18 protein-coding genes are annotated in these 15,431 nt (G+C 36.8%); 11 read left to right on the top strand and 7 right to left on the bottom strand.

Annotated elements, in window-relative coordinates; all coding sequences use genetic code 11:
• Positions 1 to 18: 18 nt before the first annotated feature.
• The 9 genes from lysS (at position 19) to rnb (ending at position 9,276) form a co-directional block, all read left to right on the top strand.
• Entirely contained in the window at positions 19 to 1,524 is a 1,506-nt protein-coding gene (gene lysS, locus ACFSAV_RS03500) for a lysine--tRNA ligase (RefSeq protein ID WP_379096221.1), read from the top strand.
• A gap of 53 nt (positions 1,525 to 1,577) precedes the next feature.
• On the top strand, positions 1,578 to 2,816 hold the full coding sequence (locus ACFSAV_RS03495) for a multifunctional sialyltransferase (RefSeq protein ID WP_379096218.1): 1,239 nt from the start codon (positions 1,578 to 1,580) through the stop codon (positions 2,814 to 2,816).
• A gap of 24 nt (positions 2,817 to 2,840) precedes the next feature.
• Positions 2,841 to 3,512, top strand: coding sequence for an acylneuraminate cytidylyltransferase family protein (locus ACFSAV_RS03490; RefSeq protein WP_379096215.1), 672 nt, complete (start codon positions 2,841 to 2,843; stop codon positions 3,510 to 3,512).
• 121 nt (positions 3,513 to 3,633) lie between these two features.
• Entirely contained in the window at positions 3,634 to 4,311 is a 678-nt protein-coding gene (gene queC / locus ACFSAV_RS03485) for a 7-cyano-7-deazaguanine synthase QueC (protein WP_379096212.1), read from the top strand.
• Between the two features lie 3 nt (positions 4,312 to 4,314).
• On the top strand, positions 4,315 to 4,740 hold the full coding sequence (gene queD, locus ACFSAV_RS03480; protein WP_379096209.1) for a 6-carboxytetrahydropterin synthase QueD: 426 nt from the start codon (positions 4,315 to 4,317) through the stop codon (positions 4,738 to 4,740).
• 89 nt (positions 4,741 to 4,829) lie between these two features.
• Positions 4,830 to 5,375: a 7-carboxy-7-deazaguanine synthase QueE gene (locus ACFSAV_RS03475; RefSeq protein WP_379096467.1), complete on the top strand. Its 546-nt coding sequence runs from the start codon at positions 4,830 to 4,832 to the stop codon at positions 5,373 to 5,375.
• Positions 5,376 to 5,607: 232 nt separating this feature from the next.
• Complete coding sequence (locus tag ACFSAV_RS03470) at positions 5,608 to 6,363, top strand: Nif3-like dinuclear metal center hexameric protein (RefSeq protein WP_379096206.1); 756 nt, start codon at positions 5,608 to 5,610, stop codon at positions 6,361 to 6,363.
• Positions 6,364 to 6,439: 76 nt separating this feature from the next.
• On the top strand, positions 6,440 to 7,222 hold the full coding sequence (fabI, locus tag ACFSAV_RS03465; RefSeq protein ID WP_379096203.1) for an enoyl-ACP reductase FabI: 783 nt from the start codon (positions 6,440 to 6,442) through the stop codon (positions 7,220 to 7,222).
• A gap of 68 nt (positions 7,223 to 7,290) precedes the next feature.
• Positions 7,291 to 9,276, top strand: coding sequence for an exoribonuclease II (gene rnb, locus ACFSAV_RS03460; protein WP_379096200.1), 1,986 nt, complete (start codon positions 7,291 to 7,293; stop codon positions 9,274 to 9,276).
• Positions 9,277 to 9,381: 105 nt separating this feature from the next.
• On the opposite strand, the gene murA is transcribed toward rnb, so the two are convergent.
• From murA to mlaF, 7 genes are read right to left on the bottom strand one after another with little or no spacing between them, the layout of a single operon-like run.
• Positions 9,382 to 10,659 (bottom strand): UDP-N-acetylglucosamine 1-carboxyvinyltransferase, encoded by a 1,278-nt coding sequence (gene murA / locus ACFSAV_RS03455; protein ID WP_379096197.1) that lies wholly within the window; start codon positions 10,657 to 10,659, stop codon positions 9,382 to 9,384.
• Positions 10,660 to 10,680: 21 nt separating this feature from the next.
• Positions 10,681 to 10,938: a BolA family protein gene (locus tag ACFSAV_RS03450; protein ID WP_101774692.1), complete on the bottom strand. Its 258-nt coding sequence runs from the start codon at positions 10,936 to 10,938 to the stop codon at positions 10,681 to 10,683.
• On the bottom strand, positions 10,938 to 11,297 hold the full coding sequence (locus ACFSAV_RS03445; RefSeq protein WP_101774691.1) for an STAS domain-containing protein: 360 nt from the start codon (positions 11,295 to 11,297) through the stop codon (positions 10,938 to 10,940). The genes ACFSAV_RS03450 and ACFSAV_RS03445 overlap by 1 nt, the downstream gene beginning before the upstream one ends.
• A gap of 4 nt (positions 11,298 to 11,301) precedes the next feature.
• Positions 11,302 to 11,940: a phospholipid-binding protein MlaC gene (mlaC, locus tag ACFSAV_RS03440; RefSeq protein WP_101774690.1), complete on the bottom strand. Its 639-nt coding sequence runs from the start codon at positions 11,938 to 11,940 to the stop codon at positions 11,302 to 11,304.
• 44 nt (positions 11,941 to 11,984) lie between these two features.
• Positions 11,985 to 12,491, bottom strand: coding sequence for an outer membrane lipid asymmetry maintenance protein MlaD (gene mlaD, locus ACFSAV_RS03435; RefSeq protein ID WP_379096193.1), 507 nt, complete (start codon positions 12,489 to 12,491; stop codon positions 11,985 to 11,987).
• A gap of 41 nt (positions 12,492 to 12,532) precedes the next feature.
• Positions 12,533 to 13,315 carry a lipid asymmetry maintenance ABC transporter permease subunit MlaE gene (gene mlaE, locus ACFSAV_RS03430; protein WP_101774688.1) on the bottom strand — a complete coding sequence of 261 codons (783 nt, stop codon included), beginning with the start codon at positions 13,313 to 13,315 and terminating at the stop codon, positions 12,533 to 12,535.
• Entirely contained in the window at positions 13,312 to 14,106 is a 795-nt protein-coding gene (mlaF, locus tag ACFSAV_RS03425) for a phospholipid ABC transporter ATP-binding protein MlaF (RefSeq protein WP_101774687.1), read from the bottom strand. The genes mlaE and mlaF overlap by 4 nt, the downstream gene beginning before the upstream one ends.
• 233 nt (positions 14,107 to 14,339) lie before the next feature.
• Here mlaF and lptC point away from each other — a divergent pair, with 233 nt between their 5' ends.
• Entirely contained in the window at positions 14,340 to 14,924 is a 585-nt protein-coding gene (lptC, locus tag ACFSAV_RS03420; RefSeq protein WP_101774686.1) for an LPS export ABC transporter periplasmic protein LptC, read from the top strand.
• A complete protein-coding gene (lptA, locus tag ACFSAV_RS03415) occupies positions 14,905 to 15,423 on the top strand; it encodes a lipopolysaccharide transport periplasmic protein LptA (RefSeq protein ID WP_379096189.1) in 519 nt (172 codons plus the stop codon). The genes lptC and lptA overlap by 20 nt, the downstream gene beginning before the upstream one ends.
• Positions 15,424 to 15,431 lie beyond the last annotated feature (8 nt).

Here is a 15,431-nt window from a genome sequence, read left to right as displayed (position 1 = left end):
TAAATTGAAAGGAAAAATATGTCAGAACAAATCCAAGAACTTGACCTTAATGGCGAAATGTTAGTTCGTCGTGAAAAATTAGCCGCATTGCGTGCCAAAGGCAACCCATTTCCAAATACTTTCCGTCGCGATGCGCTTGCGCAAGAGTTACATATCAAATATGACGACATAGAAGGCGAAGCGTTAAAAGCACAAGAAGTAGAAGTCAAAGTAGCTGGTCGTATCATGACACGTCGTGCAATGGGTAAAGCAACTTTCATTACACTACAAGATATGTCGGGTCGCATCCAACTCTATATTGCGCGTGACAATTTACCTGAAGGTGTTTATGCAGAAGATGTAGGCAGTTGGGATTTAGGCGATATTATTGGTGTTAAAGGAACGCTATTTAAAACCAAAACTAACGAATTAACTGTACGTTGTACTGAAGTCGAATTATTAACTAAAGCACTTCGTCCATTACCAGATAAATTCCATGGTTTAAGCGATCAGGAAACCCGTTATCGTCAACGTTATTTAGATCTGATCTCAAATGAAGACTCACGCCGCACGTTTATTATTCGTTCAAAAGTCATCGCGGGGATTCGTGACTATTTTATCTCGAAAGGCTTTATGGAAGTAGAAACACCGATGTTACAAATCATTCCGGGTGGTGCTTCTGCGCGTCCATTTGTCACACACCACAATGCATTAGACGTAGATATGTATTTACGTATTGCACCTGAACTTTACTTAAAACGTTTAGTGGTTGGTGGGTTTGAGCGCGTATTTGAATTAAACCGCAACTTCCGCAATGAAGGCGTATCTATTCGTCATAATCCTGAATTTACTATGCTTGAATACTACCAAGCTTATGCAGATTATCACGATTTAATGGATAATACAGAAGAATTGTTGCGCAAATTAGCGCTTGATATTTTGGGAACAACTCTAGTTCCTTATGGTGACGACGAATTTGACTTCGGTAAACCGTTTGAACGCATTACTATGCATGACGCGATCTTAAAATATGGTGCAGACAAAGGCATTGTAAAAGAAGATTTATATGATTTTGATCGTGCTGTTGCTATCGCGCAGAAGTTAGGTATTGAAGTACAAAAATCATGGGGATTAGGTAGCCTTGTCAATGTTATTTTTGAAGAAGTCGCAGAACATCATTTAATTCAACCTACTTTCTTAATGGCACATCCTGCTGAAATTTCACCACTAGCACGCCGTAATGATGCAAATCCAGAGGTGACAGATCGTTTTGAGCTATTTATTGGTGGACGCGAAATTGGTAATGGCTTCTCAGAATTAAATGACGCCGAAGATCAAAACGAACGTTTCGATGCTCAGGTTGCAGCAAAAGAAGCAGGCGATGATGAAGCAATGTTCAAAGATGAAGATTTTGTCACCGCACTTGAACACGGTTTACCGCCAACAGCAGGAGAAGGTCTAGGGATCGACCGTTTAGCGATGTTATTTGCTAACGCTGCCTCAATTAGAGATGTTATTCTCTTCCCTGCAATGAAACAAAAATAAACAAACATTTATTCCCCAGCGCAATGTTGGGGATAAGTTTATAGGAGCTCAATATGAAAAATTATTTATTCAAATTCAAAATTGCCATCTTTTGTATTTTATCGATAATAAGTGCATCAAATTGGGCTAAATCAGTGACTATTTATTTAGATCCTGCATCCCTTCCTGCCTTAAACCAATTGATGGATTTTACGCAAAAAAGTGATGATAAAGAAACTGCACGCATTTTTGGCCATACTCGTTTTAAAATGCCAGAAGAGATTCAAAAGCAATACCAACATATCGATATGGTAGGTATTAAAGATGAAAAACCAACTGAGGAACTCTTCTCAATTTTAGATCAATATCCTGAATCGTTAGAATTAGATTTACATATGAGTATTGCACATGCAACAAAACTCATTCAACCTATTTTGGCGTACCGCTTTAAACATCCATCACGAGTTTCTATCCGTAGTCTTAATTTATATGATGACGGCTCATTAGAATATGTAGGTTTAGAAAATCTGCAAGATGTTGATATTCCAAAAGCTATTGCTCAAGCAGAGCAACAATTAGCTTCTTTTTTAATGACTGGAAAAGCCAAATTCGATAACCCAATCGTTGCTCGTTATGTATGGCAATCACAGTTTCCTGTAAAATATCATTTTTTAAGTCCTGAATATTTTGAAAAAGCAGCATTTATTAAACCACTTAAAGAATATTTACAAGACAACTACCAAAAAATGGCGTTATTTGCTTATCAAGATTTATCTTCAGAAAAACAAGCCCTATATTTAAAGTTAGTTGGTTTTAATGATCAAATTAAACAATTATTAGAAACGACTGAGAAAAAATTTATATTCACCGGTACCACGACTTGGGAAGCGAAGACAGATGTCAGAGAGTACTATGCTCAACAGCAGCTTAATCTCTTAAAACACTTTACGCAACCTAATGGAGAATTATTCATTGGAGATGACTATAAAGTCTATTTCAAAGGTCATCCTAAAGGGGATGAAATTAATGAATATATTCTAAATAATGCCAAAGATATTACTAATATCCCTGCCAATATCTCTTTTGAAATCTTAATGATGACAGGTTTATTACCTGACAAAGTTGGCGGAATTGCAAGTTCGCTTTATTTTTCATTACCGAAAGAAAAAATTAGCCACATTATATTTACTACTAATAAACAAGTAAAAAGTAAAGAAGATGCACTTAATAATCCATATGTAAAAGTGATGCAACGTTTAGGTATCATTGATGAATCTCAAGTTATTTTTTGGGATACATTAAAACAGTTGTAATTGGTAATAAATAGGGGGCCTATTATGGTAAGTATCGCAATTATCCCAGCACGCGCAGGTTCAAAAGGAATTCCTGATAAAAACCTTCAGCTTGTTGGCGGACACTCTCTTATCGGTCGTGCTATTTTAGCAGCGAAAAATGCTAACGTATTTGATCAAATCATAGTAACTTCAGATGGGGATAACATTTTAGCTGAAGCCAAAAAATATGGTGCAATAACAATTAAAAGACCAGTTGAATTAGCCCAAGATAACTCACGAACAATTGATGCAGTTTTACATGCATTACAAACATTAGGTCTTAAACAAGGTACTTGTACCTTATTGCAACCGACAAGCCCATTACGTGATCACCTTGATATAAAAAACGCAATGGATATGTATATTAATGGCGGTGTCAAATCCGTCGTTTCAGCTTGCGAATGTGAACATCACCCTTATAAGGCTTTCTCTTTAGATGAAAATCATGAAGTCTTGCCTGTTCGTGAAATCCAAGATTTTGAAGCTGCACGTCAAACATTGCCTAAAATGTATCGCGCTAATGGTGCTATTTACATTAATGATATCGATAGCTTACTCAAAGAAAAATACTTCTTTATTCCACCATTAAAATTTTATTTAATGCCAACTTATCGTTCTGTAGATATTGATGTTAAACAGGATCTCGAATTAGCGGAAATTTTATCAAACAAATAACCGAAATTCGTTATATGGCGATAGGGAATTCTCCTATCCAATGACATTCAAAAGTGGTTCGTAACCATCCCACTTGGGCAAATAAATAGTTTATTTGCCCGAAACAAAACTAGGAAAAATAATGCAGTTAACTAATCCAAATAACGATCGTAAAGCGATTGTCATCTTTTCTGGTGGACAAGATTCTACCACTTGTCTAATTCAAGCGATTCAAGACTACGGTGTCAAAAATGTGGAAACTATCACTTTCCAGTACGGGCAACGTCATGCTATTGAGCTAGCAAAAGCACAATGGATAGCACAAGATCTTGGCGTAAAACAAACATTGATTGATACCTCTGTCATTCAAGCAATTACGACAAATGCCTTAATGGATAATGAAGCTAAAATTGTGCAACAAGGAAATATTCCCAATACTTTCGTTGATGGGCGCAATGCCTTATTTCTGCTCTACAGCGCAATTTATGCTAAAGGGCAAGGAATTCAAGATATTATTACTGGTGTATGCGAAACAGATTTTAGTGGTTATCCTGATTGCCGTGATATCTTTATTAAATCCATGAATGTCACATTAAATCTCGCAATGGATTACCAATTTAATCTCAAAACACCTTTAATGTATCTCACCAAAGCACAAACATGGCAGTTGGCAGATGAACTCGGCGCCTTAGACTATATTCGCCAGCATACCCATACTTGTTACATGGGTGTTGAACAAGGTTGCGCTGAATGCCCAAGTTGTATATTACGTGAAAAGGGGTTACAAGAATATCTTTCAATGAAAAGTGCGGTGGTCTAATTTATGTTTAAAATTACGAAAGAATTTAGCTTTGATATGGCACATATGCTCGATGGACATGATGGTAAGTGTAAAAATTTACATGGGCATACGTATAAGCTACAAGTAGAACTTTGTGGCGATCTGCATCAAACAGGCCCTAAAAGAGGTATGGTCATTGATTTTTCAGATTTAAAAAAAATTGTTAAACAACGTATTTTAGATCCTATGGATCATGCTTTTATTTATGATAGCCATAGTGAAAAAGAAACGAAAGTTGCCACATTATTACAGTCGTTAGATTCTAAAACCTTTGCCTTGCCAACGCGTACTACTGCAGAAGAAATGGCTCGTTTTATTTTCAATTGTTTGAAATATGAGGAAAATTTACCTATTTCTGCTATTCGTCTTTGGGAAACTCCTACTTCATTTTGTGAATATGAGGAATAAGTGCGGTGCTAATTCAAGATGTTTTACAATTGAAATATCACATTGTCGAAATTTTTGAGAGTTTGCAGGGTGAGGGGTTGAATACTGGCATGTCAAGTATTTTTGTACGTTTTGGCAAATGTAATCTGGCTTGCCCATGGTGTGATACCAATTACAACCAACATAGCCTTTGGACACTTTCACAAATTCTAGATAAAGTGCGGTCATTTTCTAGCAAAAATATCATTATCACTGGCGGCGAGCCCACCATTGTACCTAAAATTGATCAACTACTTGATCACTTAAAAGCAGAAGGTTATTTTCTCGCGATTGAAACCAATGGGTTAAAAACAGTTCCAGCACAAATCGACTATATTGCTACTAGCCCAAAGCGATTATATCAGCATAAATATCAGCAACAGTGCATTCCCTTTGCTCATGAAGTCCGCATTGTTGCAGATGAAGATGTATTAGATTTTTGCGAGCAAATCGAACAACGAATCAAAGCAAATCATTACTATTTATCACCTTGTGAAGTCAATGGTGAAATGAATTTACTTAAAACAATTACACAATTAGGTGTTTTAAATCAACGAGTTAATAAACCAAAATGGCAGTTAAGTATACAAACTCACAAATTAATAGGAATTGAATAAAAGGTGATTTATCACCTTTTTTCATTTTTATTCATATTTCACTTGATCATTATATAATAAAATATATAATGAATCTGTTTTCTTATTCAAGTAGTAAAACAATTCGGCTAATGTGAACACTCCCCCATAATCTTGAAAAAGATTTTCACATTAGCCATTTTTTTCTTCTTATTCCACCTCAAATCCTTTACCATTGCCTCATTCTTTTATCACTATAGGATTACTAACCAGCATGAATCACATTGAACTTGAGCAAATTCTAAACCAGAAATTAAATAGCCAAAGTATTTCAGACTACGCACCCAATGGTCTACAGGTTGAAGGAAAAACTGAAGTTAATAAAATCATCACTGGAGTTACTGCTAGCCAAGCTCTGATTGATTACGCAATATCTCAACAAGCTGATGCCATCTTAGTTCACCACGGCTATTTTTGGAAAAGTGAAAGTCTTTGTATTCGCGGCATGAAAGGTAAACGCATTAAAAGTTTATTAGTCAATGATATTAATTTATATGCTTACCACTTACCGTTAGACGTACATGCTGAATTAGGAAATAATGCCCGTTTAGCAGCTTTATTAGAAATCGAAAACCTACAACCTTTAGAACAAGGTACTATCAGTATTCCCGTTTATGGTACACTAAAAACCCCCTTAACTAGTGAGACTTTTGCACAACGTATTGAGCAAGTATTAAAACGAAAACCGCTAGTATGCAGTGATCACGCACCACACTTAATCCGTACTGTTGCAATCTGTACTGGTGGTGGTCAAGGTTATATCGATTTAGCCGCTAATCAAGACATTGATGCTTTTATTACAGGCGAAGTATCAGAACAAACTATCCATTCAGCCCGTGAACAAGGCATTCATTTCTTCGCTGCTGGTCATCATGCTACTGAGCGTTATGGTATCCAAGCATTAGGCGAATGGCTAACACAAACTTATGGTTTAGCTGTTGAGTTTAAAGACATTGATAATCCAGCTTAAATAAGGTCAGCTTTGTATTTATCCATATTTTCCCTTATACTAGCCACAATTTTTAACATACGAAAAGGTATTGATTATGGGGTTTTTAACAAATAAACGTATTTTAATTGCTGGGGTTGCAAGCAATCGTTCTATCGCTTACGGTATTGCGCAAGCGATGAAACGTGAAGGTGCCGAATTAGCCTTCACCTATCAAAATGACAAATTAAAAAGCCGTGTAGAAGAATTTGCAAAAGAATTAGGTTCAGATATTGTCATCCCTTGTGACGTAGGGACAGATGAAAGCATTGAACAATGTTTTACTGAGCTGGCAAAACATTGGGATAAATTTGATGGTTTTGTCCATTCAATTGCATTCGCACCAGCGGATCAATTAGATGGCGATTATGTTGATGGAGTCAATCGTGAAGGTTTCCGTATTGCTCATGATGTCAGTTCTTATAGTTTTGTTGCCATGGCCAAAGCTGCTCGCCAAATGTTAAATCCAAACTCTGCCTTATTAACCCTTTCATACTTAGGTGCAGAGCGTGCAATTCCAAACTATAACGTAATGGGCTTAGCCAAAGCGTCACTAGAAGCAAATACTCGTTTTATGGCAGCGTCTTTAGGAAAAGAAGGCATTCGAGTCAATGCTATTTCTGCAGGACCAATCCGCACACTGGCTGCATCAGGCATTAAAAACTTCAAAAAAATGCTTGCCAATTTTGAACAGACTGCACCTTTACGCCGCACTGTAACTATTGAAGATGTTGGTAACTCTGCTGCATTCTTGTGTTCAGATCTTGCAGCTGGCGTCACTGGTGAAGTATTGCATGTTGATGCAGGTTTCAGCATTGTCGCTATGGGCGAACTTGAATAGGTTTTTATTATTTATTCTAAGCGGACGATCTTGTCCGCTTTTTTTGACTTTTTAATGGATATTTCTCAATGTTCCAAAACAATCCCCTTCTTTCCCAATTAAAACAACAAATCCGAGAAAGTAAACTGCAAGTTGAAGGCACGGTTAAAGCCTCTGATAAAGCCTTTGGCTTCCTTGAATGTGACAAAAAAAGTTATTTCATTCCTCCTGCAGCAATGAAAAAAGTGATGCATGGCGATAAGATCAAAGCCTTGATTGAAGTTATTGGTGACAAAGAACAAGCTGAACCAGATCAACTCCTCGAACCAATGCTGACTCGCTTCATTGCACGTGTACGCTTTAATAAAGAGAAAAAACTCCAAATCTTAGTTGATCATCCGCAAATTAACCACGCAATTGGCGCAAATAAAGCAAAAGCGATCAAAGAAGAGTTGCAAGAAGGCGATTGGGTCGTAGCAAACCTTAAAACCCATCCTTTACGTGATGATCGCTTTTTCTTTGCACAAATTAATGAATTTATTTGCCATGCCGATGATGAATTCGCACCATGGTGGGTTACTTTGGCACGCCATGAACAATCTCGCTATCCAGTAAATGGATTAACGAGCTATCAAATGCACGATCAGCAAACTCGCGAAGATCTGACCGCACTTCACTTTGTTACCATAGATGCCGAAACCACGCTTGATATGGATGATGCACTATATATTGAACCTATTAAGCAAGGTGAGCAGCAAACAGGCTGGAAATTAGTTGTTGCTATCGCGGACCCAACAGCATACATACCGTCTAATTCAACGATTGAACAAGATGCCAAACAACGTTGTTTTACTAATTACTTACCTGGCTTTAATATTCCAATGTTACCAAGAGAGCTAGCGGATGAAATCTGTTCATTAACCAAAGATCAAATTCGCCCAGCATTAGTTTGTTATATTGAAACAGATTTAGCCGGAAATCTTAGTGCAAAACCGCATTTTGTTTCTGCTTACATTCAATCAAAAGCGAAATTAGTTTATGAACACGTTTCTGACTATTTAGAACAAGCAGTTAATGCTTGGCAGCCTGAAACCGTAGAAATAGCACAACAAATTGACTGGCTACATCAATTCACACAAGCACGTATCCAGTGGCGTAAGCAACATTCTTTACTTTTTAAAGAAAAACCTGATTATCACTTCATTTTGGCTGAAAATGGCAAAGTGGCTGAAATCAAAGCGGAATATCGACGTATCGCGAATCAAATCGTAGAAGAAGCCATGATTATTGCAAATATTTGTGCAGCAGAATATTTAGATGAACATGCAAAATGTGGCATTTTCAATACACATGCAGGCTTCGATAAAAAGAACCTTGACACAGCACATCATTTCCTACTCACTAATTTGGCAAATGACACGAATCATGCACTGTTAACAGAACGCTATTCGGTAGATAATCTCACCACGCTCACAGGCTATTGCCAAATGCGTCGTGATATTGAACAAGTAGACAATGATTATTTGGAATTTCGTTTACGCCGTCTGTTAACTTTTGCAGAATTTAAAACTGAATTCGCGCCACATTTTGGCTTAGGATTGACAGGTTATGCTACTTGGACTTCACCTATCCGTAAATATTCAGATATGGTAAACCACCGCTTAATTAAAGCCATTTTAACTAATCAACCCTATGAAAAACCACAAGATGAAATCTTGCTTCGCTTACAAGAGGCACGTCGTCAAAATCGTTTAGTTGAGCGTGATATTGCAGATTGGTTATATTGTCGTTATCTAGCCGAGAAAGTTGCACAAAAACCCGAATTTGAAGCTAAAGTACAAGATGTAATGCGTAGTGGTTTACGTGTCCAATTGCTTGAAAATGGCGCTTATGCCTTTATTCCAGCACCTACTTTACATGACAATAAAGAGGAAATGAGCGTTAATTCTGATGAGCTTTCACTTTATATTCAAGGTAAGCTTGCTTACAAAATTGGCGATGTGATCCAAGTACAACTTTGCGAAGTAAAAGAAGAAACAAGGAGTATTATTGTCATCCCAGTTCAGCAGAAATAAGAAAATAAAGTGTTAATTAAAAAATTAATCCTATAAAAAACCACTTCCTATCTTGAAGTGGTTTTTTAATAAAGAATAAAAACAGAATATTAGCACATCAAACTATTAACACTCTTCTGTTTCGCTTGAAAAACGCTCAATTCGCGCACCTAAACCGCGTAATTTTTCTTCGATACGTTCATAACCACGATCAATATGATATATACGATCAACAATCGTTTCCCCTGTTGCTATGCAGCCCGCTAGCACAAGACTAATTGATGCACGCAGATCTGTTGCCATGACTTCAGCACCAGAAAGATGATCGACACCATGACAAATCGCCGTATTTCCTTCAATTTCAGCTTTTCCGCCCATACGAATTAATTCTGGAATATGCATGAAACGGTTTTCAAAAATAGTTTCAGTAATGATACTTGTACCTGAAGCTACCATATTTAATAAAGTAAATTGTGCTTGCATATCAGTTGGGAAACCCGGGTATGGTGCAGTACGAATATTTACTGCACGAGGACGATTACCTAACATATCCAAAACGATGCTGTTTTCTGTTACATCAATTTGCGCACCTGCTTCACGTAATTTATCGATCACAGCATCAAGCGTATCAGCTTTAGTATTATGGCATTCAATACGACCACCAGAAATTGCAGCAGCGACCAGGAATGTCCCCGTTTCAATACGATCTGGCACAATACGATGTTTACAACCAGTTAAACGATCAACACCTTCTACAATGATCGTATCTGTACCAGCACCTGAAATTTTAGCGCCCATTTTATTTAAGAAAATCGCAGTATCTGTAATTTCAGGTTCACGCGCGGCATTCTCGATCGTTGTTTTACCTTTAGCTAAGGTTGCTGCCATCATAATAGATAAAGTGGCACCTACACTCACTTTCTCTACAACAATACGCGTTCCAACTAAACGATGATCAACAAATGCTTTAACATAACCATCTTCTAATGCAATTTGTGCCCCTAAACGCTCTAACCCGCTAATATGCAAATCTACCGGACGCGCACCAATAGAGCAACCGCCTGGCAATGAAACTTGTCCTTGGTTAAAACGTGCAACGAGTGGCGCCAAAGCCCAAATAGAAGCACGCATCGTTTTAACCAATTCATATGGTGCAACAAAATGATCGATACTTGACGCATCTAAATGCACCGCGCCATTTTCACCACGTTCTACAACAACCCCTAATTTACGTAAAATTTTTAATGTTGTTTCAATATCCTTTAACTCAGGTACATTCGTTAACGTCACTGGTTCTTCCGCCAGAATAGCAGCGAACAGAATAGGTAATGCCGCATTTTTTGCACCAGAAATATTAACCGAACCTTTTAAACGAGATTGCCCATAAACACGAAATTTTTGCATAAGAATATCCTACTGCTTACTTTAAGAAGGTTGATTAAACAAGCGCTCACGCTTCCACTTGTCAACGGTATAAGTTTTAATTGTCAATGCATGAATCGCGTTACTTGAAATATGTTCCATTAATGGAGCATAAATAAGTTGTTGTTGCTTGACTCTTGATAAACCTGCAAACTCATCACTAACCGCAATCACACCATAATGCGCATTCTCACCTTGAACATAAACCTCATCTAAGTTTAATGCTTCTTTTAAAATTCGTTCTATTTCTTGCGTTTCCATTAATTATTTCCGTCGGATTGAACAAATGTTGCTATCCAAGCGGATAGCCCAAATAAATCTGCCAATGTGAATAATTGGCTTGGTGCATTTTTTAACACAATGTGATATTCCTGCTTTACTACAGTTTGGCAATATTGCAAAAAATCACACAATAATGCAAAACCAGCAGAATCAATTCTACTCACTTGGGATAGGTCCCAAAAGATATATGACGTATTGCGTTTTTCTGCTGATAAAAAAGAAGCACGTTGCTCCCATAAAGGCAGCAACGTGTCACGAGATAACTCCCCAATGAATTGGAGAGTTATATTATCATCATTTTGTTTTATTGCCCAAGTTAAACTTTTTACTGTTTTCATTTGCTTATTTACTTAAAGTCACTGGTACTTTTGCTGCTTTTTCAACTTGTTCAGTGAGTGTATCTAAGCCGCTTTTTACAATTATCGGTGCCCACTCTTTCTCTTTCGTTTCTACCATACTTACGCCTTCGGCGCTCATATCAAATACTTGCCATTTCCCAGATTTACTGTTTTTATACCAATAAAAAGTTAAATTAACTGGCGCTTGATTACCACTTTGAATAACTTTGACACGAATACTTGCCGTTTTATCTGCCGATTCTGTTTTTGGCTTATCAATTTGTAATTTTTGATCCGAATACAAAGTTAGTACTTGTGCATAAGTTTGTTCAATATATTGCTCAAAAGCAGTAAAGAATTTTTCTCTTTGCTCTGGCGTAGTTGCTTTAAAATTTTTACCTAATACTTTTGAACCTGCATATTTAACATGAACATAAGGCATAAGTTCAGAACGTACAATTGTTCTCAAATAATTAGGATCTTGTTTGATTTTAGCTTGATTAGCTGTAATGTTTTTAAATAATTTTTCAGACACTTCTACGGTTAAATCATAAGGTGTCTCTGCTGCAAATACTTGAACTGAAAAAAGTGCGGTCAAAACTACCACAATTTTTGCCATCATGCTTTTCAATGTTGCCAACATAGTATTCTCCTACTTAACTTCCTAAAAAAATTGAACATTCAGCGCTATTGTTCACTTGCCTCTGACGCTGTGCCCGCCTCGTTCTTATTACGATCACCATATAAGAATTGTCCAACTAAATCTTCCAACACTAACGCAGATTTAGTATCTACAACGCGAGTACCTTCTTTCCACATTGCGACTTCACCATCATCAAAACCAACACTTAATGCAATATATTGTTCGCCTAATAAGCCAGATGTTTTAATTGACAAAGCACTTGTTTCTGGAATTTCATTATAGCGTTCATCAATCGCCACCGTCACAATGGGTAAATAACTTTTTTCATCTAATGTAATCTCAGTCACTCGACCAATAACAACACCACCCACTTTCAGTGGTGCACGGACTTTTAGCCCACCAATATTGTCAAAAGTTGCATGAATTTTATAAGATTTGGTTTCACTAAATCCTTGTATATTGGCAACCTTTAAGCCTAAAAAGACTAATGCACCAATACCAAGTAACAAAAACAAACCAACCCAAAATTCATATATCCGCGTTTGTCGCATAATATTTCCTTTAATATCCAAATAATTAAATCAAGTAGTAATTAACTTGCACCAAACATTAATGCTGTTAATACAAAATCTAAGCCCAACACAACTAATGAAGCATGTACAACTGTTCTTGTCGTCGCTTTACTAATCCCTTCTGAGGTTGGAATACAATCATAGCCATTAAATAATGCGATCCAAACAACTGCAATAGCAAAACAAACACTTTTAATAAAGCCATTCAATAAATCATTTTCCCAAGTCACTGAATTCTGCATTACAGACCAAAAACTACCTGCATCAACCCCTTTCCAATCTACACCGACTAAAGAACCGCCCCAAATACCAATTGCGGTAAAAATCACAGCAAGAATTGGCATTGCCATGACTCCCGCCCAAAAACGTGGTGCAATCACACGACGTAAGGGATCTACCGCCATCATCTCTAAACTAGATAATTGTTCTGTTGCTTTCATTAAACCGATTTCAGCAGTTAAAGCAGAACCCGCACGACCAGCAAATAAAAGTGCGGTCACAACAGGTCCTAATTCACGTAATAGCGAAAGTGCAACAAGCTGCCCTAAACTCGTTTCAGCGGAAAAATCCACTAAAACAACATAGCCTTGTAAACCTAACACCATACCAATAAATAGACCTGACAGCATAATAATAAGTAAAGATTGCACACCAAGCACATGTAATTGTTTTACCAATAAAGGAAAATGTTTTCTTACTCGAGGCTGACCCACTAGTGCACCAAATAACATAAATCCAGCACGCCCAACTGCACGGCAAGCACTAATTGCATTGTGTCCAAAATTAGCAATAAATTTGATCATTTAAACAGTTCCTCCACATAATCTTGCGCAGGAAAATGAAAACGGACAGGCCCATCCGCTTCACCATCTAAGAATTGGCGAACTTGTGGATCTTCACTTTGCAGCAACTGTGCTGCGCTCCCTTCTGCAATAACACGCTTATCTGCAATAATATAAGCATAATCCGCAATACTTAACACTTCTTGCACATCGTGAGAAACGACAATAGAAGTCAATTGCAATGCTTCATTTAAACGCTTAATTAAACTCAAGATCACTCCCATGCTAATTGGATCTTGTCCAGCAAAAGGTTCATCAAACATAATTAATTCAGGATCAAGCGCGATCGCTCTTGCTAAAGCTGCGCGTCTTGCCATCCCTCCAGATAACTCCGAAGGCATCAGCTCTGCTGCGCCGCGTAAACCAACAGCTTCAAGCTTCATTAACACAATCTTACGGATTAATTCTTCTGGCAGGCGAGTATGCTCACGAATTGGAAATGCAACATTATCAAATGTTGAAATATCAGTGAATAGTGCGCCTGACTGGAATAGCATTCCCATTTTTTGGCGTACTTGATACAGTTCTGAATTAGACAATTGGCAAATATCTTGTCCTTCGAACCAAATTTCACCTTTTTCAGGATGTAATTGCCCACCAATTAACTTTAATAAAGTGGTTTTACCAATACCGGATGGTCCCATAATTGCAGTAATTTTACCTTTTTCAAACTGCAAATTCAGGTTGTCATAGATGGTTCGCTCGCCTCGTTTAAAAGTGAGATTTTTCACTTCAATTAAGGGATTACTCATAACGTCTCTTTTTAAATTAAGCTATCTCAAAACAAAGTGGGATATTCTATTAATTCCACTTGAATGTCAAATTTTCGTCAATATAAAACATACGCTCTTTTGACTATTGTTGTTTGAAAATGTTCCTTAACATAAAAATTTTCTGAAAACCTACCGCACTTTGATTTGTTTTATTAAAATTATGCTATGATTACAGCTCAATGATTAACCCTAGCAAATTGAAAATAAGTTCTATGAATATTCGTTGGAATATTGTTTTATCAGTTATTGCACTTGCGCTATTAGGCTGGTTTTATTCACTCAATCAAAGTGAACAAGATTTAAATACGCTTATCAAAAAATCAGATAGCCCTGAATATACTGGACAAAAAATGAGAACAACCGTGTTCTCTCCAACTGGAAAAAAACAATATTTAGCAAGCTCTGAATCCGTTGAACATTTCACTACTTCTGGACAAACTCATTTTCAATTGCCAGAGGTTTATTTATTTGAAATTGAAACACAAGAAAATTCAGAAAAAGAGAAAGAAAGCTGGAAATTAAGTGCAAGCAAAGCCATTTTAACAAAAGACAACATGCTTTATTTAGAAGGAAATGTTATTGCAGAAAGTCTTTTTACCAGTTCTCGTTTACAACGTGTTGAAACAGAAAGTGCTGTCGTTAATTTATCAACACAAGATATCACATCCGATAAAACAGTGAAGATTTATGGACAAAACTTCCACTCAACAGGTTTAAAATTAACAGGTAACTTGCAACAGCAAGTAGCGACTTTAAAAGAGCAGGTAAATACGTACTATGAAATTAACAAGCAATAATATTTTCCTTTTAGCCGCATTATTTACAGTAACATTGCCTGCTTTTGCGCTTAAAAGTGATTCACAGCAACCAATTAATATTGTCTCTGATAACCAATCTTTAGATATGGATAATAGTATCGTGACTTTTACAGATAATGTTGTGATTACACAAGGCTCTATTTTAATCAAAGCAAGTAAAGTCATTATTAAACGTCCACCTGAAAATTCAGGCAAAAAAGAAACGATCGAAGCCTTTGGCAATCCAGTAACTTTCTATCAAAAACTAGACGATGGAAAACCTGTTGAAGGTCAAGCGAATAAAGTTCATTACGATCTGACTCATGAGTTTTTAACGTTAACAGGTAACGCCGAATTAAAACAGTTAGATAGTAAAATTAATAGTGACGTAATTACTTATGATGTGAATAAACAGCAATTAAAGGCGAATAGTTCAGGTCATTCACGGGTCCGAACCGTGCTTATTCCAACTCAATTAAATGATAAAAATAAAAAATAAGGTTTTGT

Origin of the sequence: Pasteurella oralis, from assembly GCF_042681465.1 — a bacterium.
Classification (GTDB): domain Bacteria; phylum Pseudomonadota; class Gammaproteobacteria; order Enterobacterales; family Pasteurellaceae; genus Pasteurella; species Pasteurella oralis.
This window is presented reverse-complemented; position numbering and strand designations above follow the sequence as displayed.

Bases quoted from the DNA above. Each gene is read 5' to 3' on its own strand.
- lysS (WP_379096221.1), top strand. From the start codon at position 19: ATGTCAGAACAAATCCAAGAACTTGACCTTAATGGCGAAATGTTAGTT.
- ACFSAV_RS03495 (WP_379096218.1), top strand. From the start codon at position 1,578: ATGAAAAATTATTTATTCAAATTCAAAATTGCCATCTTTTGTATTTTA.
- ACFSAV_RS03490 (WP_379096215.1), top strand. From the start codon at position 2,841: ATGGTAAGTATCGCAATTATCCCAGCACGCGCAGGTTCAAAAGGAATT.
- queC (WP_379096212.1), top strand. From the start codon at position 3,634: ATGCAGTTAACTAATCCAAATAACGATCGTAAAGCGATTGTCATCTTT.
- queD (WP_379096209.1), top strand. From the start codon at position 4,315: ATGTTTAAAATTACGAAAGAATTTAGCTTTGATATGGCACATATGCTC.
- ACFSAV_RS03475 (WP_379096467.1), top strand. From the start codon at position 4,830: ATGTCAAGTATTTTTGTACGTTTTGGCAAATGTAATCTGGCTTGCCCA.
- ACFSAV_RS03470 (WP_379096206.1), top strand. From the start codon at position 5,608: ATGAATCACATTGAACTTGAGCAAATTCTAAACCAGAAATTAAATAGC.
- fabI (WP_379096203.1), top strand. From the start codon at position 6,440: ATGGGGTTTTTAACAAATAAACGTATTTTAATTGCTGGGGTTGCAAGC.
- rnb (WP_379096200.1), top strand. From the start codon at position 7,291: ATGTTCCAAAACAATCCCCTTCTTTCCCAATTAAAACAACAAATCCGA.
- murA (WP_379096197.1), bottom strand. From the start codon at position 10,659: ATGCAAAAATTTCGTGTTTATGGGCAATCTCGTTTAAAAGGTTCGGTT.
- ACFSAV_RS03450 (WP_101774692.1), bottom strand. From the start codon at position 10,938: ATGGAAACGCAAGAAATAGAACGAATTTTAAAAGAAGCATTAAACTTA.
- ACFSAV_RS03445 (WP_101774691.1), bottom strand. From the start codon at position 11,297: ATGAAAACAGTAAAAAGTTTAACTTGGGCAATAAAACAAAATGATGAT.
- mlaC (WP_101774690.1), bottom strand. From the start codon at position 11,940: ATGTTGGCAACATTGAAAAGCATGATGGCAAAAATTGTGGTAGTTTTG.
- mlaD (WP_379096193.1), bottom strand. From the start codon at position 12,491: ATGCGACAAACGCGGATATATGAATTTTGGGTTGGTTTGTTTTTGTTA.
- mlaE (WP_101774688.1), bottom strand. From the start codon at position 13,315: ATGATCAAATTTATTGCTAATTTTGGACACAATGCAATTAGTGCTTGC.
- mlaF (WP_101774687.1), bottom strand. From the start codon at position 14,106: ATGAGTAATCCCTTAATTGAAGTGAAAAATCTCACTTTTAAACGAGGC.
- lptC (WP_101774686.1), top strand. From the start codon at position 14,340: ATGAATATTCGTTGGAATATTGTTTTATCAGTTATTGCACTTGCGCTA.
- lptA (WP_379096189.1), top strand. From the start codon at position 14,905: ATGAAATTAACAAGCAATAATATTTTCCTTTTAGCCGCATTATTTACA.